Origin of the sequence: Trichocoleus sp. FACHB-6 (genome assembly GCF_014695815.1) — a bacterium.
Taxonomy (GTDB): Bacteria; Cyanobacteriota; Cyanobacteriia; order Cyanobacteriales; family FACHB-T130; genus Funiculus; species Funiculus sociatus.
In genome coordinates, this window is sequence record NZ_JACJOY010000124.1 from 1 (window position 1) to 22,412 (window position 22,412).

Below are 22,412 nucleotides of genomic sequence, written 5' to 3' on the forward strand. Positions count from 1 at the left end.
GCTGCCCACCCTGCCCGTAGGACTACTTCCGCCCCAAAGCCCAAGCCAAAACCAAAAGCGGTCACAGAGCAGTAATTAGTGTTTTGCGTAACTATCTCATCTGACCCACTTCAGTGCGGGTTGTGGGGTGGTCTACTCAGCCCAAGGTCGTTTTTAATTACTGTCAGATAACAAATTATTTGTCGCTACTAACACATTAGTGTCGTTAATCCAAAACTTCTCAAATCTTCTACGGTAGTGTTTTTGGGCTAAATAACACTTTGGTAGGAATTCCTCTTCAAAGCCATAATCGTCTTAACTCCAGCTTTTCTTCATCCAAATATATCTAGGCTTTAGTAGCGATAGAAACGCTCAACGACAACAATTTGTTAAGACGACAAATAATCTGTTATCTGACAAAAGTGCTGTTACTGTACTTCATCAACCTGCAATCTGCTGTAATTGATAAGACCACGTTTGACGGAACCCATGCTCCAACGAATACCTTTAATTGTGGCAACCGCCACGCTGTTGGCTTTAGGATTACTATCCCTATTGTCCTACATCGCTTGGTTCTGGCCGGTAGAACTGCTAACTCATTTCCGAGTCCAGTATTTTATTTCATCGTTAATAGTTAGTAGTGTTTTAGTCATTCTTTGGAGAACACACCATCTTAAGAGTAAAATACTAATTCTCGCTGCCTTATTACTGGTGGAACTGAATGGGATTGAGGTTATTCCCTGGTATCTTCCTCATCCGCAACAGGTAGTTGGTAAGGCAGCAAAACCCATTCGAATTTTATCTTTTAACCTTAATATCCAGAATAATAGTGACAATGAAGTTATTAAGTTAGTGCGGAAAAACCACCCAGACGTGGCTTTATTTATTGAAGTTGACCAAGACGCAGTTGAAAATTTAAAAGCTGGGTTAAAAGACACTTTGCCTTATTCTTTCAGAAGTCCTGGTGGCGGTCTTGCCCTCCTCAGTCGCTTTTCCATTCAACAGGCTAAGGGAGATAACTTTAATGGGAAAGGAGGTCATAACCTCCTAGCAACCATTGAAGTAGACAAAGAGCCTATTCAGTTAATTGGGACTCATCCTCTAGTACCTGTGAAGCGGCAGACTTTTCACAGCCGCAATCGTCAGCTAGCGGCGTTGAGCGATTATATTCGAGGAGTCAATCAGCCATTGATTTTAGTGGGAGACTTTAATTTAACGCCGTGGTCGCCTTATTATCGGCGGTTTATTAACAAAACTTCCTTGCATAACACCCGCTTGGGTTTTGGCATCTTACCCAGTTGGCCACGACCAGCAACTCACGTACATTTTCCTTCCTGGCTGATCCCGTTGGTGAATATTTCCATTGACCACTGCTTGGTCAGCAAGCACTTTAGTGTCGCTCGAATTTATACAGGAGGGAATGCCAATTCTGACCACGCATCGCTAGTTACTGACTTAGTGTTACGTTAGGAGCCTCTTTCGTGAAGCCAGTTTGCCTCCACGCCAAAGAAGAAATCGAGCTGTTCTTGCGTCAGAATACTTTTCTCCATCTCTATGAGCTTGGAGATCTAGATGACTTCTTTTGGCAGTACACAACGTGGTATGCCCTCAAAAAACACCAAGAGATTTTTGAGCTTGTCTTGCTCTACACGGGAGCATCTATGCCTGTTGTTCTTGCCCTCACCTCTGAACCCACAGGGTTAATGGAGGAGTTGCTGCGGTCAATCATCCACCTTCTGCCAAAACAGTTTTATGCCCATCTCAGTGGCTCCTTAGCAGCTGTCTTCGCACAGGACTACCAGCTAACTAAGCACGGCGTACATTACAAAATGGCTTTGACTAACAGTTCGTACTTAGAGAGTATTGATACGTCAGCCGTTATACCAGTGTCAGTATCCCAGGGGAGTGAATTAGAAGAGTTATACGGTGTAAGCTATCCAGGCAACTGGTTTGAGCCGCGTATGCTGGAAACTGGCTATTACTATGGTCTACGACGTGGGGAAACCCTGGTGAGTGTTGCGGGTGTGCATATCTATTCGCAGCAGTACAGAGTTGCAGCATTGGGTAACGTTACAACACACCCACAGTTTCGAGGACTCAGACTGGCAACAGCAGTTTGTGCGAGGCTATGCCAGGAGTTGTTGAGGCACGTAGACCACATTGGCTTAAACGTATTAGCTGACAACAGGAATGCAATAGCCTGCTATGAGAAGTTGGGTTTTGAACAGATTGCTACTTATGGCGAGTATTCTCTAGAGTTGAAGTAGACAAGAGGCTGTTGAAGCGTCGCAACAGACCAACTTTTACCGCAACTAATATAACGCTATTGCTACTCACAGCCCGTCATCTTTTCTCTTTGAAGTGCGAGTTCCCAACTCGGTGCCAATTGGCTCAGATTAATTGCACTCTTCCAAGCTACCCCCCAATCGTGGTAAATCATTGGGCATTGATGGGTAGTTTCAATGAAGATATTCCGGATTGGAAGAAGATCCTCTCTCAACTTCAATCGAGCATTCTAGTTTTATCGAGTAGGACTCCTGAATCGCTGCCTTAAATGCGATTGCCCCAATTTGCTGTACTTGAATTTTTGAGAAGACTGAGCGTAACTAGCTGTGACCCCCCAAATGTGGAGTGAACGCAGCGATACGACTGCAATTATTTTTCGATGCTGTTTGTACCTTGGCTCTCGCAGCCAGAGTATTTTTTTGCAATAAGTGAACGACTGCCTGGTAACGAGTTTCCACTTTGAGCTTTTTGAGAACATTATTCATGTGGAACAGCTCCAAAGGATTGCTAACCTAACTCCAAGCCTAAAAGCAGCTAAGTTTACCTTTGCTGCTTTAACAATACTAATATGTCTCCACGACAATTAAAAAGTCACTGTACATTATCTCTCTTTTTCTTATTCTGCTATGTATTTAGCATACTAAGTGCTGAAGAACCAAAACAGTAAACGAGCCGCTATGGATGATGATTATATGATTCAAGTTCTCAGTTCTTGTTTTATTGACAATACCTTAGATTCTTCTGATTCCTTGTGTCAACTCTAATTGAGATGCTCTTGCCCTGATGTTACTGGTTTGATTCGACTGCTTTCAATTGGTTTACGTATGTTGACTCTGTTGGAATTTCAGGTGCGTCGTAGCCTCAAGCAAGATCATCAACGCCAGCTTGCTGGACTTTATGTTGGTAATCCACAACGAAAGACTTCACGTCCAACTGCCGAACTCCTTCTTGCTGCGTTCAAAGAGATTATACTGTTGCTGATTGAGGTCAAAAACCAAGTTTATGCCCATTTGACTACTCTCTGTCCGTTGCAACAGCGTATTTTTACCTTGCTTAGCTTTCCTACTACTATTTACACTCAACTTGCTGGTTAATCTTTACCCCTGGATAAACTTTTTCCTAACTCCTGTAAAAATGGGCAAACCAGGAGTTATTAAGTTAAGTTAAAGTAATCGCATCTTGAGCAAAACAGGCGATACTCTGTAACATCCCTCATTCTGCACCCGCCCCATGCGGGTTTATCAATCGTTAGATACGAGACCTTTCAGTTGAGATTCAACAGCGTTGAGGTATCCCCGATCAGTCAGGGTGCTTTGGGGCAGCCTGTTCATACTGACGGCGATTTTAATAAGGTCACTAGCACTAACCTGCTTATTGCGATAAGCAGAAACAAAGTCCATAGAACTAGGAATTCCTTGCGTCTCGAAGAAACCTTGAAAAGCTAAGAAAACGAGGTTAAAAGGCGTTACTGCCATGCGCGCTGCGATCTTTGATGGCACATCTGTCGTCTGGGTTTGCGACACATTGACTGGCGTAGTTTCTGCAACGACCTCAGCTTTCAGAGCTGGTGCTACCATTGCTGACATTAATAAAATAGATATGCTACCAAGAACTAGACGTTTCATACTGTAATCTCGGAGTAGGTATTGAGTGGAATTAATCAATTTCTTTGCTTGATTACAAAGATGAACCACTGTTATGAGTTCATCCTGAACGGCAGATGAGTATTACCTAAAAGTTTCTGAGAAAGCAGAAAAGGCTCGGCTATTGGGGCTAACGGGGTCTAGACAAAAACTGAAGCGAAAATGGCTTTAAATCCACATCTAAAAAGACTTTTAGCTCAAATGGGAATAATCTAGTGTTGGCAAGGGTTTGAGGTTTTTTTAGGTCATCAACCTCTTTTCCTTGTTCAGAGAGCTTTTCAGCCCCTTTAGGGGCTAGAAAATGGCTAAGTCCCACTAACCAACTTTTCAAACATCCTCTTAAGTCCCACCGGTGAAACTCCCTGTGTGTAAAGCTTTCAGATTTTGCTCTGACGAGAGTGACACAACAACATTAAAATCAAGTTACTGTAATGTTATCGACGAGACAATGCTCTAAGGCGATTGCTGAGAAAATCTCATCTCAGAGGACTCTCAAAGACGGCACTGTTTTTACTGGTGTAGCCTATATAGTGAGAGAGGACAAAGATGAGTACGACCCGAATATTCAACAGTTCTAAATTTTTTCAGCCAACGGACGGGGAGCCTATTCGTTCGGTCGTTACCGAATCCGAGGATGCCGTTGTTGTAGCCTGGTACATCAAGCCGGGACAGGAAATCCCCGCGCACATCCATCCTAACGGGCAAGATACTTGGACTGTTTTGACAGGGAAAGGGGAATATTATCTGGATAAAGCAGGCACTACAAAACCAATCGTTGCAGGGGATGTGGTAGTCGCTCATACCGGATGTATACACGGAGTATTCAACAACAGTGATCAGCCATTGGTTATTATTTCAGTCGTGTCGCCAGCCGATGCGGGGTATCAACTTGCCTCGTTAGAAGATTCTTTAGCTCTCCATTCCTAATTATTTATCCACTGAACGGTTTAGGATTAATTCACTAGGCTGTCTTTGACAGTTGGTGATTTCAAATGCTAAGTGAAAATAAAAGAATCACTTTAAATATATGAAAGGGTTGATTCAATAACTTTATAAAATAAAATTAGATAAAGTTATTCTATGGTGCTATCTCATTTGGTATGTTGTAGTAGTTTATTTCTATTTTGATCCTTCACTTAAGTTATGGATTGATTCAATTGGTATAAGCATTGTAATTGGTACAGGACTATGTTAAGTATTTCTTCCGGGAAGATTGGCAAAAGAAACAATTGGCAAACATTTAGACTATATCTCATGCCATTCTGTGTCTCAAGCTTCTCTGCTTTAATTAAAGGGCAGGAATTTATCGTAGTCGTATCACCAAAAATAAAAGAAACACTAGTAGCCGTATCATGCTGTGTTCTGTTTCTGTTGGTTATTTTAGTAATCAAATTAATTAAAAGTAAAATTGCTTAACAACTAGAGATAGAGACGAACAATACCATGAGCATTGATCCAAAAAAGATTAAGAGTTCAGCCAGGAAGGCTAACTATATCCCCCCTGAACCAAGACGGGTGACTCCACTTGAAGAAAAGTCTACTCTTACTGCTGTCTCAACTCAGTATTTTGCGCCCCCGCCAAAGCCAGCCGTGAGCCAAGCTAAGGACGATTACATGGAATTACAGCGCCGCCAGTGGCAGAGAGAGCGGGAGGCGTTAGGGGTTTTGTCCTCCCTTAGCTATCGGTCTGGCGAACTGAATAGCTATTTGAAAGACATTGCTTGCGGAGTCAGCCAACTGGTCGAAATAGATTGGACGGTTGTGACCCTATGCCAAGACGGGTTTGAGACGATACTGGCAAGTAGTATCGACATGGATGAAGACGCTCCTCGTATCTATGCGCTGCACGGTTTATTAACTGGTACTGTTATAAAAATTGGACGTACTCTAGCTGTTGAGGATGCTGAAACCCAGCCAGAGTATGGCAGACCTGCAAAGGGTTATCAAGCTTATCTGGGGATACCGTTGCGGACTTCCCAAGGTGAAGTGATTGGCACAGTCTGCTCTTTTCATCGGCAACCGCGCGAATTTACAACAGAAGAAATTCAAATCGTTGAGCTGTTTGCGGAACGCGCTGCCACGGCGATTGATAACTATCATCTCTACCAGCAGCAGCGACAGTTTAATGAAGCTCTGGAGACAGAAGTAGAAAAACGGACAGAGGAACTGCGGGTAGCTCAAGTCAAGTTAGTAGAGCAGGAACGCCTGGCAGCTATTGGCGAATTTGCTGCCATGATTGTACATGAGATTCGCAACCCTCTAACCACGATGATTATGGGGTTGAATTATTTTAGGAAGACTATTCTGCCCAAAGCAGCCCAAGAGCGGTTATCGTTAGCTCTTAGCGAAGCGGGCCGTCTAGAACGCCTATTGCGTGAAATCTTGCTCTACGCGAAACCTCAAGTGTTGCAGCTCTCAACCTTGGATGTGAATGAATTCATTCATGAGATGCTCATGTCAATCCGCGAGATGCCGGAAGCACTGGAGCGGCAGATAGAATTCATTCCGGCTAAGGCTACGGTCAAAATCGTGGCGGATAAGGACAAGCTCAAACAAGTGTTTATCAACATTGTCCGCAATGCCTGTGAGGCGATTGCACCTGGGGATGTAGTCAGATGGCACGTAGAGATTGGTACCGTTCTAGATCAGGTTTTTATCAGTGTTCACAATGGTGGCGGCTCAATTCCTGGGGAAGTTCTCTCCAAGCTAACTGAGCCATTCTACTCTACGAAACCTTGCGGCACTGGATTGGGGCTTGCCATTGTCAAACGCATCGTCAACGCTCATGGCGGGGAACTATTTATTCAGTCTGACCAGTTGACAGGCACGATGGTGAGCATCCAATTACCTATAGCTTAGCTGCGGTAGTTAATGAGTAGTACTCATCCTAGAAAAAATGGGTACTGCTTAACATGTAATGATAGAAGAGTAGAAATTCTTGCTAACCTGAGTTCGGGTTAAGCAGCTTGAGAGAAAGCGAAGTCCAAATTGAGTGAAGGCTTCTTGGGCTGATGACAATAAGCAATCAATCCGCATAGGATATTCACCATACAGTTCACCGGGCTGCGATGCCTGGAATGCTCAATCTGAGAAATATTCTTCAGTTGATCAATGATATTTTCGATAATTGATGAATTGCGAGGACTGAAGATTGAATTTTCAGACTGTTCTGAATGGCAATATGTTAGGGATAGTCGAGGGCAAGGGAAGCCAAAGATTTATAGATGCGTCAAAACTGTCCCGATTGAGTAGCTTGTGTCATCTAAAGACTACTCTGATAATTGGCTTCCAGTACCTATACCCATGTGACTCCTGGCTTTTTCTATCGCTTTAACTTAGAGTTGCTAAAAAAAAGCATATCTAACATAACTCAGTTCTGTGGTTTACAAACGACCGTTTATAAGACAGATTTTTTGAGCTGGCACAACACGCCTCAAATCTACCTGCACCGTGTCTCAAAACCCATCTTTTAATCTATGTCTTATCAAATAATTAATAAATGAGTTACGAGACATTTTAAGGAAAATTGGATATTGCCGGATTAGCTGCTGCCAGAGCTAGAGACAGGAGAGGTGGTAGAAAGGAGCAGCACAATTCTAAGAAGATTTCCACTGCCGTTAAGTTGGCTGATACCTCGCCCGACACAATTGCGGACATTTGCAAACATTTAGGGATTAGTCGCTCAACTTATTATCGTCGTCGTGCCAACTTAACTCTTAACTAAAATTTAAACTGATTATTTTAACTGTTAATTTTGCAGTAATTTGGATACTTCCCGAATTATTGCGCGAAGCAATTTAGCTTTGGTCTGCCCTGTGTACTCAGCTAACTCTGATAGTTGCTCGTAGGTTTCTGGGTCAAGGTCAAGCGTGATTCAGGTTTTTGAGGGGACTTGCTTCTTCAGCTTTTCTAGCAGGTTTTCTTCTTCCTGGGTCGGAGCCGTCTTCTTCCCTTTTGTCTTTTGTTTGCTGGCAGGCGCAGCCTTTGGTTCTAAGTTACTTAATGAAGAAAATTGAGAAACCAAATCAGTTAAGGAATGTCGAGGTTTCTTCTTGCTCATTTCGCCAACCTCAAAATCTCTGTAAATAACCGCTGGTAATCTGACGCTGCATCGTCTGACCCTTTTAGCCCCCAGACTGTTGTGTTCTGCAAGAAGGCATCAGCAATCGCTTGCCGCTGATAGATAACTTGCTTGAATGCCTTGACTCCTTCCAGTTGCTTTAACAGCTCTTGGGCTTCTTTCAACAGTTTGGTATTCTTCACTCCTCGATTAATGAAGATGCCGGATAGCGGCAATCCACTTCGGGCATTTTGGATTTGCCGTACCATCCTGACAGCCGACGCTGCTGAAACTAAATCTAGTCCTGATGGGGTAATCGGAATTACTGCAAGTTTTGCAGTTAGAAGCGTACACCGGGTTGCTTCTCCCAAATTCCCGGCATTGTCCACTACCAAATAATCCACAGTCTTTTCCAGCTTGGGAATTTCTTCAGCCAATTCATCTGGATCGGTCATGCGATATATAGGCACTTCTGTATCCATTGAATGCAGCCAGGTGGAGGTACTGCTCTGACCATCAGCGTCAATGACCGCAACCTTGCGCTTTTTGATGGCAGATAACCAATAGGCAAAATGGGTAAGAGTTGTTGATTTTCCTACTCCACCCTTTAAATTGCTGAAGCAGATGGTGGTCATTTTTACTGCATTTTATTCCTGATTTATCTTACTGTATTTTGTTCCAATGATAGCCAACAGCTTGGTAGTTCTGGCTTTCTTTAATGCGGTTAGGCGGTAAAAATGTACAGTGACTTTTTAATTGTCGTGGAGAGATATTAGTGTCGTTAGCAAAGCTAGACTTAGCTGCTTTTGGGCTTGGAGCCAGGGTACGCAATAGACCTCCTGCATGACTCATGAGGCATGCAGGAGGTCTATTGATCACTCCCCCAAAACGTTTTTGTTGAGGAGAGTCGGTCGCCAATTTTATTGGTCTTGCAGGCTATAGACTTTAGCAGTTATTGCCAACCTTCTGGCGTTGCTTGCGCTTCAGTCCTGTTGCTATAAAACCAAACAAGCTCAGAGCGGCAAGGGTTCTCGGCTCAGGAACTGCTTTACTTTCTAGTGGTGGGGTACTGGCAGGAGGGCGGCGGAATAAGGTGCCTTGTTCAAAGCTGTATGCTAGCTTGATGAGTGTTGCCTCATCGTAGGCTCTCCCTAAAAACTCCAGACCGACAGGCAGGTCATCTTCCGTAAATCCAGCAGGAACCGTAATTGCCGGAAAGCCGGAAAATGGACTCAAACGATTGGCAGCACCGGATGCTAGCGGCTGATTAAAAATATTAGGTGGGCTAGCAACAGATGGATAAATCAGAGCATCTAAGCCCTCCAGTGCAGCTAACAATGAAGTTTGTGTCAAGGTCGGACGTTCTGTAATAATTTTCAAGTATTCAGGATCGAGTTCAGGCGGCATCCGATTGTTTCTAGCAATGTAGGATGCCTCAAAGTCTTTCAGATATAATCCACTATCAATAATGTCCCCTAAACTTGTCACGCCTGATGGAGGTACTGGTCGTTCTGCTAAAAAGGTATTGAGATCCCGTTTGAATTCAAAATTACTCAAGCTGGGAAACTCCAGTATTTGAGCCAGATTGGGGATTGTAACCTCTACAACTTTTGCCCCCAATGCTTTAATCGCATCAATTGCTGAGTTAATGACAGTTGTTGTTTTAATACTTTCAGGATTGGAATCTAAGCCAAAGAGATCGCGAACCACGCCAATCCGAGCACCTTGAAGACCATTTGGGTTAAGAAAATCCGTGTATTTGACGGGTGCTTTCTCGTTGTCAGTTACCGAATCATTAGGGTCAAACCCTGCCGTGATTTCCAGAGCGATCGCCGCATCTGCAACGCTGCGGGTCATAGGACCACCCACATCTTGAGTTAGGGCTAACGGAATAATCCCATCACGGCTAGAAAGCCCGATGGTTGGTCTAATTCCAACCAGGCTATTGAATGAAGATGGCACACGAATGGAACCTCCTGTGTCAGTCCCCATCCCAATTACACCAAAGTTAGCAGCGATCGCCGCTCCTGTACCACCACTAGACCCTCCCGCATTCCTGGCAAGGTCATAGGGATTGAGGGTTGTACCTCCTAATGAACTAACTGTAGTAAAGGAAAAAGCGAATTCAGATAAGTTTGATTTGGCAAGAATCAATCCACCAGATTCTCTCAATCGAGCAACTTGGAACGCATCCTGTCCCGTCTCATAGCCTTCTAGTGCCAGTGCTCCGGCTGTTGTAGGCATATCAAACGTTTCATAGTTGTCTTTGAGAATAATAGGAACACAGTGCAATGAACCCACGGGTCCCGACTGAGCATATCTGGCATCTAGATCAGCAGCGATCGCCAGAGCATTAGGATTAATACTGATAATTGCATTTAGAGCAGGACCCTGATCATCATAAGCTTGGATACGATTCAAGTAAGCTTGCGTAATGCTGGTACAACTTGTGCCAGAGCCTAACGCAGACTCAATACTACCCACAGTTGCTTCCTCTGGACGGAAAGACGCTGCACTAGCGATACCCGGTAGAAACACCAAAGCCAGGGTTTGCGAAGCAAGCGCAACAATTGTCTTTTTAATAGGTATAGATACCACCATAATTCCCCATCTAGAAAGGTTCTTTATCCAGCCCCACTAAAGCGCTAATGAGTAAGCTGGAATGCACTGAAGCTTTATATATTTGAAAGCACAGTAAGATTGCGGTGATATCCGATACAGACAGTACCAAAAATTTATCGAATCTTCATAAAGCAATTTAATACATGAAGCTTTAGTAAAGAGACTATCCAAGGGAATCTTGTTGTGCAAGTTAGTTCATTTCTACATTGAGAACACAGCGACCTACTGCTGTGCCATATTTACTATTGGTCACAGTAAAGTCTACCGCACTGCTCAATGCCGTCACGCGAATCTGTTCACCTGTTGAAGTTTGCCCTGTCCCTACTAATGCAAGAGTGTCAGTATTTTCTACAGTAATTTCAATGGTTTCTTTATAGTTACCCTGTAGAAAATTAGGAGCATCGTAAATTTTCAGCTCAAAGTGGTTAGAACTTCGATTTAGCAGCTCTACTGTGTAGGAACGGCTGACTCCTGACGCCTCACAAGACCAAACTGTTGCCTCCATATTTATGCTTGAGCTATTGCATCCTAATCCAGAAATAATCAGGGTGAGCAATAAAGCAATTTCTAAGCCCATTGAGCATTCTTCTTTCTTAAGCAGAATTGATCACAGCATCCGTGAAAGGGAGCCAAACAACGAAAAAGCTGAACTTAAAGAATACCGATCTAGACATCCACAGAACGCGTAACAGTTTCCGAATGAACATTCACCAGAGCTGTTTTTGTTACCAAACCGGGTAGCACTGCCTCAACTTGAGTTTTCTGATTTCTCCTCCGCGCTACCTGAATTGAGAGCATGCTGCTTCCTAAAAGGAGCAAAGCAGGAACCAAGCCGGGTTCAGGGACAGACTCATATTCAATTACCTCACCTGGTAAGGCTGGAACTAAGAGTGATGGACGGCGCTCCATCGTTGCTTGCTCAAATGCATAAGCTAGCCCTAGTAAGGTGGACTCATCATAAGGGCGTCCCGTAAACGAGAGAGTTACTGGCAAATTAGTTGAGCCAAACCCAGCGGGAACCGTGATATCAGGAAACCCCGTTGAGCTAGAAAGTTCAACCGGACGAGCTGGAGGAGATCCAGGGAAACTCTCGAAGGTTGGATCAATGGTTCCGCGCAACGGACGAGCAAACGTATTCAACGTAGGAAAAACAAAAGCATCCAGATCCAGAGAATTTAAGGTGTCCAGTAGCGTATTTCTGACAAAAGGAGTCAAAAATTCCGCCACATTGACATAATTTGGATCGGTAATACCTAGCGTAGTTGCTGATTGCCTTAGGGTGCCAAGTACGATAGAAGGGGTGTCAGACTCAGCAATTTCTGGAGTCTCCAGCACTGCAATGAGTTCTTCAATGGTTTTGGGATATTCAGAGTCGAGGGTAGCTAAATATTCCTCCAGGTATTTTTCTTGTTCAACAGGAATTGCTGTGCCATAAAGGCTGCTGGTGAGCGCCAAGAAATCAGTATCAAATGCAACGTCCACAGTTGTTGCGCCCAATCCCCGCATCAGATCCAACGCATCTTCTGTAATCTGCGTAATTTCTGGATCAATGCCATTGTCAATGCCCAAATAATTGCGTAAAACACCAAGGCGAGATCCTTTGAGGGCACCTTTATCAAGAAACTGTGTGTAGTCTGTGTAGAATTTATCCAGTTCAACATCAGGGGCAGCAATAGGCGTTTGAAAGCTGGGGTTGTTAGGATCAAATTCAACCATTACGCTCAATGCTGTGGCAGCATCAGTTAAATTCCGCGCCATCGGACCAATCATGTCTCTCGACAACACAAATGGAATGATGCCATCCAAGCTTACTAATCCGCGAGTTGGCCGGATGCAGGCTAAAGCTTGAAAAGAGCAAGGGGTACGAATTGAGCCACCTGTGTCACTGCCCGTGCCAAATACCGCAAAGTTAGCAGCGATTGCTGCTCCAGTGCCGCCACTAGAACCACCTGTTGAGCGATTGAAATTGTAAGGATTCAAGGTTGCACCACCAATGGAGCTATAGCCGGAGCCAGAAATAGCAAATTCATCCATTTCGGCTTTGCCCAGAATGATAGCTCCTGCCTCACGAAACTTTTGAACTACATAGGCATCATCTGGCGGTAGTGAACCCCTTAGGGCATCTGAACCACCTGTGGTGGGAATGCCAGAGGTATCGTGATTATCTTTGAGCAAGATTGGAATACCATGCAGAGGGCTACGTGCGCCATACAATTGGCGTTCAATATCCAATTCTCGGGCAGTTTCTAAAGCGTTGGGGTTGAGGGCAAGAACCGAGTTAATCATCGGGCCTGCATCATCATAGGTGGCAATGCGGTTGAGATAAAGCTGAACTAATTCTTCGGAGGTTAACGCACCGGAATCAAAGGCTTGATTAATTTTAGCAATCGAGGCTTCTTCTAGCCTAAAGACTGCGGCATTAACGGCTTCAGCAACAAAACACAGAAACGTGGTTGGGGCGGCGATCGCCACTACAGCAGTATGTCTAATACTTTTTAACACTCAATCCATCCTCTTAGGTAAATGCCATTGATTGAAGTGCAATCAATAGGCTGAATAAAGCCTTAAGCTTTAGGAATTTGTATTGTGAGTTAGCGGATATTTTCAAGGGGAGTTAGACAATACTGTTCTAAATCTTTGTTTGGTTCTGTCTCCGCTTCGCTCACCATCGTCGCCTGCATTGCTAGAGAAGCGATCGCCTTCATTGAATCTTGCATAGATGCTCCAGTTCCACTCCTGATCAAGACAATCGAAAGAACTACACCAACAGATGCATCACTAAAAATAGTGCGTGTGCGGATCTTTCATGTCTAAAGTTATGAGTTTCCCAAAGAAATAACTGTTCAATGAGATACAACCATTCAATATCTGGGAATGAGAGGGTAAGTAACTAGCCTGCTTGACTGAAAAAGCTTAGTTAGGAGCGTACTCAAAGGTGAGGATTGTGGACTCTATACGATAGGTACGCTAAGCATGCTGTTGACCAGAAGCAATGACCGGATGAGGGTTGCGATTACCAGAGAAGCGGATCGTCCGAATCACCTTCCATCCGTCTTGCAAAGCGGCTTTAATCCGTAAGCGCTATAGTTTGGCTCTTGTTCAGGTCAACTAAGAGCTTGCCGTAGGTTTGATGTTTACGTAGGCTCCTACAATTTTTACCCGGCACTTAGAGAATATTTAAAGAATTAGTAAATTCGATACAGATAAGAAGCGAAAAAAAGTGATAAACAATCCTCACAAAGAAACATACATTGTGGTGCAGGGTGAATATAGTGAGAAAAAGCAACATGGCTGCTAGTGTAGCTGTAATGATTGGTGTTTCTACATCACCATTCGCCGCACAGGCGGCTTCGTTGAGAGGGTCATCGGTAAATGTAGTAGAGTTAACGTCAGCTCAGATTCAGTTAGACCTAGCAGCCCAAAAGTATACTGTTCAAGACCTAGTAAGTTCTTACCAGGAACGAATTGACAAGTATAACCCACTCTACAATGCGTTTACTTACCTTAATCCTAATGCGTTGCAAGATGCAGCGGCAGCAGATGCTGTACTCTTGGCTAACAATGGTCAGATCCCAGACGGAAAGTTATTGTTCGGCGTACCGATTGTCATCAAAGATTCGATGAACGTTGCAGGTGTGCGAACAACAGGTGGATATAGTGGTTTTACGAGTGAGAATGGTGGGGTAGATATGATCCCACTGGAAGATTCACCGATCGTCGCGCGGTTGAAAGATGCAGGAGCAATTATTCTTGGAAAGACAAACCTACCAAGGTTTGCGCGAAGCGGATCAAATGCGAACACCAGTTATCTTGGTCCAACACTCAATTCCTACAATATTGATATAGTCCCAGGTGGTAGTAGTACAGGAACTGCAACAGCAGTATCAGCGAGTTTTGCTGCCGAAGGAACAGCTGAAGAAACAGGCGGGTCGATTCAAAATCCGGCAGGTGCCCAAGCCTTAGTTGGGATCAAGCCAACATTTGGGCTGGTTCCTACAAGTGGTGGGATTCCCCTGGCTGGCTCAACCCGTGATGTTTTTGGCCCTAATTCCAAGACAGTGACGGATGCAGCTAACTTTTTAACGGTAATTGCAGGGTATGATCCATCAGACCCAAACTCAGCAGTTGCAATTGGCAACATCCCGACAGAGGGATATGCTGCGGGGTTAGGAACTACATCCTTACAGGGAAAGCGATTTGGGCTTTTTGGTACAGGATTTAAAGATGTGGAACTAGCAGAGGAAACAAAATCTCTGTATGGTAACTCTATTTCAATCCTAAAGAATTTGGGAGCAGAGGTCGTAGAAGATCCGTTTGCAGGGACGAATTTCAATACTCTAGGTGCAACTTTTACCGCATATGGTGGCTCGAATACACCCTATGATTTGACGCAATGGTTGAAGACACTCGATCCAGCCCAGTCGCCCACGTCTGTAGCAGAATTTCAGAACATAACAGGGATTGATCTCCTAGCTGAAAGTGGACCGTTACTTGGAGCATTTACACCAATAAATGGTCTTGAAGAGTCAGTGAAACAGCCTAACGTTTTTCAGACTGATCTGGTGCAAAAGTTTATGGACGGACGGAAAACGATGCTGTCCCTATTCCAAACAGTACTAGCGGATAATAAGCTAGACGGGCTGTTCTTCCCACAACAGAGAAGTGAACCGGGACTATTGTTCGATGGGTCATACACTACTACCACCGTGCCAGAGATTAATTTGCTAGGAACACCCCAAGTGAATTTGCCTGGCGGATACTACGCTTCTGGAACTCCGTTTAGCGTAGCGTTTCTAGGGGATATGTTCAGCGAGGCAAGCTTGCTCAACTATGCTTATGCATTTGAACAGGAGACGAGATTCCGGAAGGCACCCAAATTAGTTCCCGAATCTAACCCTACTTCTGCCCTTCTAGCCCTCGGTGTCTTCAGTGCCATCGTTCCTTTACGTCGTCGCAAGAAGGTTTGAGAAACAGCCAAAGTATAGAGCCACAAGAGGTTAAATATTGATGGCTCTATACTCCCGATGCTGTACTAGCAGTCACCCTTCACTCTCCAAGCATTGTTCGTACCTGCAATCTCCAAAAGTTCCAATTAGAACCTGCAATGATTAGCCCGATTGTCAGGTTGCCATGCTTAATCGGGAAATTAAAACTACGTGTAAAAAAAGACGGGTATCGGTGGCTGGCGAAGGCGAGATATGAATAGTGGGATGAGTGTCGGATAAGCCAAAAAGAATTTGATCGAGCCTGCGCTTTACTTGAGCGAAAAGAGCTAATAGTCAGCCGAGTTTACAAATTTGACGGCAACCCGACCAAGCACCTGCGAGTGAATTGGGACAAATTTTTAGATTTACACCGAGAAGTGGTGCAGAATCCACCATCAAATCCGTATTCACCAAAATCAAATCAACAAAAAGCGGAAAATGGTTATTCCTCAAAAGGTAAAAACCATGCTGTGTCTATGTTTGACGGTCGTATTGACTCGGATGTTGCCAAAAATCAGATAAGACAGTCAGGAAAATCGTTATTACCGAAAGAGGAATTTGGTTATTCCTCAAAAGGTAATAACCAAATTGACGAAACCGGAATAAGGAAAATGACGAAAACGGAAGAACCTCTTACAGAGATTACGGTCATAGATTACTCCAAAGAGTACGTGCATCTAGATTTAGATCCGGAAGCGCACACACACGAAAATGAAAAAACAGAAAGACCAAGATCCGGATGCACACACACACTGGAAATTGTTGAAGAAATAGAAAGGCCCGTAACTACTTCGACAGCTGCAACTACTTCGACAGCTGCGACAGCTGCTGAAAAAACAGAAAACCCTGCAACAACGAGCAATACGACAACAGCGACAGCGACAGAGACAGCCACGCTGACAAATAGACGGATACACCCGGCAAAGAAGACAGAATGCTCGGATTCAAGAGATCCGTGGATGAAAGGTATGAACCCGCTACCGGAATTTAAGGAATGGGTTTATCAGCTGCGACGAGCTGAAGGGTTTGAGGCCGCATCGTTAGCAAATGCTGCTTCAGAAATTCGGAATGACTACCTAATAGCAAAAGACTTGTGGAAGGAGTTTCAGCGCTCCGGGAAGGGCATTGTAGGAGGAGTTGAGTATAGAAAGCTGGATTACAATTTTCTCCTAGCTTCGTGCGCCTCTAAATTTGAGTTTATTTGGTTAATGCCTGGAATATATCCTCGCCTTTGTATAGCAGCCGAGAATTTTTGGTCGTTAAGAGCAACTGTCCCATTTTTGATGTTTGACTAGGCTAAAGCAATTAGGCTACATCAACGTAAAAGCAAGCTTTTGCGACATCAAGTGTCCCGGTTGCAGTCAAAAGCGAGACAGTTTGAATCATTAAGTGCCTAATGAAACTAGCGGCTGAAGTCCATGTTCAGCAAAACTTCCAGCCTTAGCGACTAAAAAATCTCCATTGCTATACAAAGGCGATTTAGTACAGCGTTTTAATACGAAAAGTTAAGGGGTTCAAGCTTCTGATTTCTAGCAGGTTCAATTGGTACGCCCCTTAGCGTAAGTTTTTGTTCGGATACTACTCATACCCCTACAGTAACTTTTTAATTGTCGTGGAGAGATATTAGTGTCATTAAAGCAGCACAGCTAGACTTAGCTGCTAAAGGGCTTGGAGCCAGAGTACACAATCCTTTGGCGCTAATGATAGGTTGGTCGCACAAACTTTCTCTGCAATCTTGCAGTAGAGCAACTTTGCACGAGCGACACGAATTTGTCTCAATGTCATTTAATTTGGCATCGTGACAAAAATCGCCGAGAGTGCAACATAACAAGGATTATGTCCTTTTCACCAAAAGCTGAGAAAATCCCAAATATAATTTGTTATCTAATATCCGTTAGTACCCTACAGCAGCCCCGTCTCCGCGTGGATCTGCACCACCAAATTTTATGTTGGTTGCCGGCTCAATAAGAATTGCCCCTGCGTGTCCCATTGTATCTGTGTAGTTATCCACTACCTTGACTGGATGACCTCTTTGAATTAACCCTTTGACTACAGTTGGCGGCACTCGTCCTTCAATTTTAAGGTCATTAGATGAGGCTCCCCAAGTACGACCTTGCAACCATCGCGGTGCTTCAATCGCATCTTGTACACTAAATCCGAAGTCTACAATCCGAGTTACAAGGGCAGCTTGGGTTTGTGGCTGTCCTTCTCCCCCCATTGTTCCGTAAACTAAATAGGGTTTTCCATCCTGAAATAGCATTGCCGGATTCAAAGTATGAAAGGTTCGCTTTCGGGGTTCTAAATGATTAACATGCTTTGGATCTAGAGAAAAGAAACTCCCTCGATTTTGTAGCAAAACTCCCGTATTTGCAGCAACAATCCCCGCTCCATAGTCATGATATATACTTTGAATTAAAGATACAGCGTTGCCATCTTTATCAACCACACCCAACCAGACAGTATCGCCTTTTGGATCGAGGAGCTTAGCTTCTTTAACAGCAACTCTCATATTGATGCGTGCTGCTAAATCCCTACCATGCTTTTTGGACAGAAGCGTATCCAAAGGAATATTAACGAAGGATGGGTCGCTGAGATACTTGTCTCTATCGGCGAAAGCAAGTTTTGTTGCTTCTACTATCGTGTGGTAGTAATCTACTGTGCCTTCCCCTATCTTCTTCAAGTCAAAGTTGTTGAGGATGTTGAGAATCGAGAGAGAAGCCATTCCCTGTGTATTAGGTGGAAAATTATAGGCTTTGTATTTGCGGTAGTCTGCTGAAATCGGTTCAACCCAATCAGCCGTGTGTGAGGCAAAGTCTTCTAGAGTTAGAATCCCGCCGTTAGCTTCTAAGTCTTTGATGATATTTTGAGCGATGTCACCCTTATAAAATTCAGCAGCCCCTTTTTCAGAAATTGCCTTCAGGGTTTTAGCAAGCTGTGGCTGTTTAAAGACTTCACCAGCTTGGTAAGACTGACCATTTGACTTGAGATAGGTCTGCTTGAAGCCTTGAAAACGTTGAAGATTACGGAATTCTTTGTCCTTCTCATCAATATTCGTTTTAGTCCAATAGTTCTGACTAGGAGTTACTGGAAAGCCATTTTCTCCATAGCTAATGGCAGAATCAAACAGCTTACTCCAAGGCAGACTATTACCTATACTTTGTTGAGCATATTTATAGGCTTCTCCCCAGCCAGAAACCGCTCCAGGTACTGTATTGGCTGCTAAATAGCCTCTAGAGGGGATTTTTGTATAACCTTTAGCTTGATAGAAGTCGATTGTTGCTTTTTGACCGGACCTACCGCTAGCATTTAAGGCTTTTAATTCGCGAGTTTTAGCATTATAAATTAACCAAAAGTTATCTCCTCCAATACTGTTCATATGTGGATAAACTACTGCTAACGTAGATGCAGCCGCAATCGAAGCATCTACAGCATTCCCACCTTGCCTGAGTATGTCTAAAGCAGCTTGAGAAGCTAAGTAGTGAGGTGTCGTTACCATGCCATTCATAGACATAGTAGTTGGTCGGTTAGCAGCGTTCACTACATTAACTTTTGTAAGAGTTGAGACAGCTACCAAAACTGGAGCAAAAACGGTTGAAAAACTGAATGCACTTGCCAAAGCAATAACCGTCACTTTTTTCCTAGCCAAATACATTGAGAAGCCCCTTTAGTAATTACCCTGTCCCTATATGACTCACATTATTAAGATACTTTGCTGGAGAAATTAGTATTGAAATTTACAACTGTAGGCAATATGCTGCTTTTAATCTATAGCAGCTACCCGGTTAGCTACTATTACTACTCAAACCTCAGACAAAAGAAGCGGCAGCGCCAGGAGGATATAAATTTAAGTAGCTTAATAAAAAGCCTGTTGGGCGAATTAGCTGGAGCAAAGGAAAGATAAGGATTGACCTGAGCCCATTTGCTCAGCACTACTCACGGCTTAATGTGCTAGAGACAAGAAGCTGTTATAGCTTGTATTTTATATTTTGTAGATAGAACAAAGAATCACCCGCTTAAACTGCCAAAAGTAGGAAGCAGAAAATTAGGTGCCATTGGCACTTAAATAAAGCGATCGCGTTCTTGGAAGCAGATTGCCAAGCGCAAGCTTTCTTAAGGGCATAGTCCTTCGCGTTCAACCTGGCAGGGAGGAAATGCACGAGAGCTAACCCAAATTTCGCGCACTCATGAAGGAAAACGCGATCGCTTAAGAGCCAACAACTTTACTAATCACCAGATTGAGAATCGCCTTCCTCAATCTCTCCCAATAGGAAATCGGTTTCGTCAATCTCCTCGGTTTCGTCAATCTCCGCTAACACACCAGTGTCATCAAGCTCAACCAGTAGCCATTCATTCTTTTCGCAAATATCTACTCTTTCTCCACTAGCTAGTTCAAACGTGCAATGCAGTTTTTGCGGGTCTTGTGGAGCGGAAACGGCAGAAACGAACGTTGCGTCAACCCACTCGTATTTGTTTTCACGGATGAGTCGGACTTTGCATTTATCCCCGGTTTTGGCTTTGTCTTGAGCCTCGGACTTTAGTTTCTTTAATCGGTCTCGTTCCTCAGGACTGATACACTTCCAAATCTCCTTCCACAGTTCTGGGCTTTCGTTGCAGAACATAGACATCACCACCATAGCCATGATTCCGTCTTGAGCATTTATCAACATCTGCGCCGATTCCAGAATGTCTTGCAAGGCTGTTGTCCCACTTTCCTGAACAGCATTTTCTGCAATTTTTTGTGACGGGTACTGTGATGAGTTATGTGATGAGTTATGTGATGGGTCAAAAAGGTTGCCCTGTAAGGCTGTGGCGGATTGTGACGGGTCAACGCCTTCATCCTTATATAATGTGTCACTCGTCTTACCGCTCACACCATCGCCGCTACTCTCCTCATTCGTTTTTTTCATTGCATCAGAATATTCAGATAATCCATCACTATCCGTAACATCCTTATCCGGCAACGGTTCTGACCCGTCACGGCATTCATCACGAGCCGTCACGGCACCCTTCACAGCTTGCGAAAGTGTCCAATCATAGGTTGGAATATTGCCGTCAGTACCTCCTCGAATCCGTAGACCTTTAATTACCTTGCCTACCCTGGTACTAACTTTTTCTATCTCCGTCCAGCCCAAGATTTTTTGACACAGCTCCAATAAATCAGGGCTGAAGTTTTTAGAAGCACGGGGTGAAGTACCCGAAGCTTTGCAATGATTCCAGTAAGAGCCATATAGTGTGTGGATGTTATTGGAATCATTGCCGACTGGAGTTGATGCCATTGCGTCACGAATTACACAGTCGTTGAGCCATGCTGCAATGCTGTCGGTTCGGATGCGCCCTTCCCAGAACTGCTCGTCCATTTCTGGAACGGATTCAAGTCCCAGCAACACCTCTGTTACGCGCTCGGCAGGGATGCTCAATAAGTAGTTTGTAAACGCCGCCAACTGTGGTTGAAAATCTTTGTTTAAATCCCGGCGCTTGGATGGGACGACACCTTGATTGAACGGAATGGCAATAATTCGGCGTGACATCCCAGAAGAATTGTCACCAGCGAAAACCGGGAAGTTGGAGCTGACGGCTACCATGCCATCGAATTTGAATTGGAAAGCTTTCTTTCCTTTCTCTTCCGCTCGTAGCCAGTCGCCGCCAGTTAAGCTCTTGAATTTACCCATCTGGCGATTGCCCTTGTCTTCATCCCAGAAAGCTATTAGGCGCTTGCGGTAAGCGTTGGCAGCCTCAAAGCGATTACCGCACCAGTCTTCCAACGTAGAGCTGTGAACGTTGGATATGCCAATTAAATCAACCAGAAGCCTCATATAGGTGCCTTTTCCGCTGCCGCCAATTCCAATTGTGTGAAGGAATTTTTGCAGGTCGGAGCGCCCCACTAGGACGGCATTGGCGAAACAAATCAAAATCTCTTTGAGTGCAGGATTTCCACCTGTGGCATGGGTTAGGAATTCGTCAATCAGGCTCCAATCAGTCGCATTGGTATCGTGTGTCCGTTCCAGCGCCCATGTAAATTTGTAGCCGGGTGAATGAGGCAGTAACTTACCTGTTGCTAATTCCAGCACTCCGTCACTAAAAGGCAGTAATTCATTGGCACTCTTTTCATCCCATGTCCGCTGCATTAACTCACATCGCAGTTTCTTGACGATGTTTGTGATGTAGGAGTGAGAGCCGTAACCGCTGATTTCAAGGGTTTTTAGTATGTTGCTGACGATGCTTTCAATGAAGTTATCAGATTCGACTGACCAGACTCCAGGCAGCTCGGCTTCATACCGCATCCAAGAACTTGTGATGTTGTTGAAAGCGAGGCGATTACGATATTCCTCTGCAATCTCCTCAGCTACTTTGTCGGCGGCTGGTATCTTTTTAGATTTTTTCTCCTGTTGTTGCTCCTGAGATTCAGTCTCTGTCTTAGTCTCTTGAGCTGAGCGCTCCTCTAATGACCGATGAATTTCCTCCTCTAGCTTTCTAATAAATTCTGCTGAACCCATGACTTTTAAGATGTCTACTACATCTCCTTTTTCGGGTAAGTCAGGGTAAATTGCAACTGGGTCGATGACAATGCAAGCCAGCCCAATCTTAGTACAGGAGTCTAAAACTTTCTCGGCTTTGGCACTGCCTATGTCGTCATTGTCTTTCAGGTAAATTAAAACTACATTTGCCTTTTTTAGCACCATAGCTAGTGCCATTAGAGCGGACTCAGACCAAGCCCCGCCTTTGGTTGTAATTCCAGCTATTCCTACACTGCGTAGTTCCTCTACACATTCCTCACCCTCAACAAATAGCAATCCTTTTGCATTGGTGCTTTCGTCAGCCTTAATCGCAGCCATTGCT

At 44.2% G+C, this 22,412-nt stretch carries 18 protein-coding genes and 1 pseudogene; 9 read left to right on the plus strand and 10 right to left on the minus strand.

From position 1 onward, the window contains the following. Positions 1-468: 468 nt before the first annotated feature. From H6F66_RS24980 to H6F66_RS24990, 3 genes are all read left to right on the plus strand, one after another. A complete protein-coding gene (locus H6F66_RS24980; protein WP_190427221.1) occupies positions 469-1,449 on the plus strand; it encodes an endonuclease/exonuclease/phosphatase family protein in 981 nt (326 codons plus the stop codon). A gap of 11 nt (positions 1,450-1,460) precedes the next feature. Then, the gene (locus H6F66_RS29580) at positions 1,461-2,246 is read left to right on the plus strand and encodes a GNAT family N-acetyltransferase (protein WP_190427223.1); all 786 of its coding nucleotides are present in this window, start codon (positions 1,461-1,463) and stop codon (positions 2,244-2,246) included. 843 nt (positions 2,247-3,089) lie between these two features. Continuing rightward, the gene (locus H6F66_RS24990) at positions 3,090-3,359 is read left to right on the plus strand and encodes a hypothetical protein (RefSeq protein ID WP_199313349.1); all 270 of its coding nucleotides are present in this window, start codon (positions 3,090-3,092) and stop codon (positions 3,357-3,359) included. Positions 3,360-3,506: 147 nt separating this feature from the next. Here H6F66_RS24990 and H6F66_RS24995 read toward each other — a convergent pair whose 3' ends face one another. Together H6F66_RS24995 and H6F66_RS25000 are read right to left on the minus strand one after the other, a co-directional pair. Then, positions 3,507-3,890 carry a hypothetical protein gene (locus H6F66_RS24995; RefSeq protein ID WP_190427225.1) on the minus strand — a complete coding sequence of 128 codons (384 nt, stop codon included), beginning with the start codon at positions 3,888-3,890 and terminating at the stop codon, positions 3,507-3,509. Between the two features lie 148 nt (positions 3,891-4,038). Beyond that, entirely contained in the window at positions 4,039-4,239 is a 201-nt protein-coding gene (locus H6F66_RS25000; RefSeq protein WP_190427234.1) for a hypothetical protein, read from the minus strand. A gap of 100 nt (positions 4,240-4,339) precedes the next feature. Here H6F66_RS25000 and H6F66_RS25005 point away from each other — a divergent pair, with 100 nt between their 5' ends. The 3 genes from H6F66_RS25005 to H6F66_RS25015 all read left to right on the plus strand — a co-directional run bounded on the left by H6F66_RS25005 (position 4,340) and on the right by H6F66_RS25015 (position 6,767). Then, positions 4,340-4,486: a hypothetical protein gene (locus H6F66_RS25005; RefSeq protein WP_190427237.1), complete on the plus strand. Its 147-nt coding sequence runs from the start codon at positions 4,340-4,342 to the stop codon at positions 4,484-4,486. Continuing rightward, positions 4,455-4,835 (plus strand): cupin domain-containing protein, encoded by a 381-nt coding sequence (locus tag H6F66_RS25010; RefSeq protein WP_190427240.1) that lies wholly within the window; start codon positions 4,455-4,457, stop codon positions 4,833-4,835. Before H6F66_RS25005 ends, H6F66_RS25010 begins: the two co-directional genes overlap by 32 nt. 687 nt (positions 4,836-5,522) lie before the next feature. Further along, on the plus strand, positions 5,523-6,767 hold the full coding sequence (locus H6F66_RS25015; RefSeq protein ID WP_190427279.1) for a GAF domain-containing sensor histidine kinase: 1,245 nt from the start codon (positions 5,523-5,525) through the stop codon (positions 6,765-6,767). A gap of 98 nt (positions 6,768-6,865) precedes the next feature. Here H6F66_RS25015 and H6F66_RS25020 read toward each other — a convergent pair. Beyond that, a pseudogene (locus tag H6F66_RS25020) lies at positions 6,866-7,039 on the minus strand (transposase); the annotation flags it as partial. A gap of 395 nt (positions 7,040-7,434) precedes the next feature. Between H6F66_RS25020 and H6F66_RS25025 the strand changes: the two are divergent. Next, positions 7,435-7,632, plus strand: a complete 198-nt coding sequence (locus H6F66_RS25025; RefSeq protein ID WP_190427242.1) for a helix-turn-helix domain-containing protein — start codon at positions 7,435-7,437, stop codon at positions 7,630-7,632. Positions 7,633-7,964: 332 nt separating this feature from the next. Here H6F66_RS25025 and H6F66_RS25040 read toward each other — a convergent pair whose 3' ends face one another. From H6F66_RS25040 to H6F66_RS29110, 5 genes are all read right to left on the minus strand, one after another. After that, positions 7,965-8,603: a ParA family protein gene (locus H6F66_RS25040; RefSeq protein WP_190427247.1), complete on the minus strand. Its 639-nt coding sequence runs from the start codon at positions 8,601-8,603 to the stop codon at positions 7,965-7,967. Positions 8,604-8,913: 310 nt separating this feature from the next. Beyond that, positions 8,914-10,569: an amidase family protein gene (locus H6F66_RS25045; RefSeq protein WP_190427250.1), complete on the minus strand. Its 1,656-nt coding sequence runs from the start codon at positions 10,567-10,569 to the stop codon at positions 8,914-8,916. 211 nt (positions 10,570-10,780) lie between these two features. Next, a complete protein-coding gene (locus H6F66_RS25050) occupies positions 10,781-11,167 on the minus strand; it encodes a hypothetical protein (RefSeq protein WP_190427253.1) in 387 nt (128 codons plus the stop codon). A gap of 89 nt (positions 11,168-11,256) precedes the next feature. Further along, positions 11,257-13,092: an amidase family protein gene (locus H6F66_RS25055; RefSeq protein WP_190427256.1), complete on the minus strand. Its 1,836-nt coding sequence runs from the start codon at positions 13,090-13,092 to the stop codon at positions 11,257-11,259. Between the two features lie 89 nt (positions 13,093-13,181). Further along, the gene (locus H6F66_RS29110) at positions 13,182-13,307 is read right to left on the minus strand and encodes a hypothetical protein (protein ID WP_255515837.1); all 126 of its coding nucleotides are present in this window, start codon (positions 13,305-13,307) and stop codon (positions 13,182-13,184) included. Positions 13,308-13,862: 555 nt separating this feature from the next. Between H6F66_RS29110 and H6F66_RS25060 the strand changes: the two genes are divergently transcribed. Both H6F66_RS25060 and H6F66_RS25065 read left to right on the plus strand, forming a co-directional pair. Next, positions 13,863-15,557 (plus strand): amidase, encoded by a 1,695-nt coding sequence (locus tag H6F66_RS25060; RefSeq protein ID WP_190427259.1) that lies wholly within the window; start codon positions 13,863-13,865, stop codon positions 15,555-15,557. Between the two features lie 359 nt (positions 15,558-15,916). Continuing rightward, on the plus strand, positions 15,917-16,870 hold the full coding sequence (locus H6F66_RS25065; protein WP_206755806.1) for a hypothetical protein: 954 nt from the start codon (positions 15,917-15,919) through the stop codon (positions 16,868-16,870). A gap of 599 nt (positions 16,871-17,469) precedes the next feature. Here H6F66_RS25065 and ggt read toward each other — a convergent pair. Together ggt and H6F66_RS25075 are read right to left on the minus strand one after the other, a co-directional pair. Continuing rightward, positions 17,470-19,086 (minus strand): gamma-glutamyltransferase, encoded by a 1,617-nt coding sequence (gene ggt / locus H6F66_RS25070; RefSeq protein WP_199321486.1) that lies wholly within the window; start codon positions 19,084-19,086, stop codon positions 17,470-17,472. A gap of 712 nt (positions 19,087-19,798) precedes the next feature. Beyond that, on the minus strand, positions 19,799-22,412 hold a 2,614-nt coding region (locus tag H6F66_RS25075), incomplete at its 5' end, for a phage/plasmid primase, P4 family (protein ID WP_199313350.1).

Coding starts and splice junctions, on each gene's coding strand:
- H6F66_RS29110 (WP_255515837.1), bottom strand. CDS start 13,307: ATGCAAGATTCAATGAAGGCGATCGCTTCTCTAGCAATGCAGGCGACG.
- H6F66_RS24990 (WP_199313349.1), top strand. CDS start 3,090: ATGTTGACTCTGTTGGAATTTCAGGTGCGTCGTAGCCTCAAGCAAGAT.
- H6F66_RS25050 (WP_190427253.1), bottom strand. CDS start 11,167: ATGGGCTTAGAAATTGCTTTATTGCTCACCCTGATTATTTCTGGATTA.
- ggt (WP_199321486.1), bottom strand. CDS start 19,086: ATGTCTATGAATGGCATGGTAACGACACCTCACTACTTAGCTTCTCAA.
- H6F66_RS25040 (WP_190427247.1), bottom strand. CDS start 8,603: ATGACCACCATCTGCTTCAGCAATTTAAAGGGTGGAGTAGGAAAATCA.
- H6F66_RS25010 (WP_190427240.1), top strand. CDS start 4,455: ATGAGTACGACCCGAATATTCAACAGTTCTAAATTTTTTCAGCCAACG.
- H6F66_RS25015 (WP_190427279.1), top strand. CDS start 5,523: ATGGAATTACAGCGCCGCCAGTGGCAGAGAGAGCGGGAGGCGTTAGGG.
- H6F66_RS24980 (WP_190427221.1), top strand. CDS start 469: ATGCTCCAACGAATACCTTTAATTGTGGCAACCGCCACGCTGTTGGCT.
- H6F66_RS25005 (WP_190427237.1), top strand. CDS start 4,340: ATGTTATCGACGAGACAATGCTCTAAGGCGATTGCTGAGAAAATCTCA.
- H6F66_RS25045 (WP_190427250.1), bottom strand. CDS start 10,569: ATGGTGGTATCTATACCTATTAAAAAGACAATTGTTGCGCTTGCTTCG.
- H6F66_RS24995 (WP_190427225.1), bottom strand. CDS start 3,890: ATGAAACGTCTAGTTCTTGGTAGCATATCTATTTTATTAATGTCAGCA.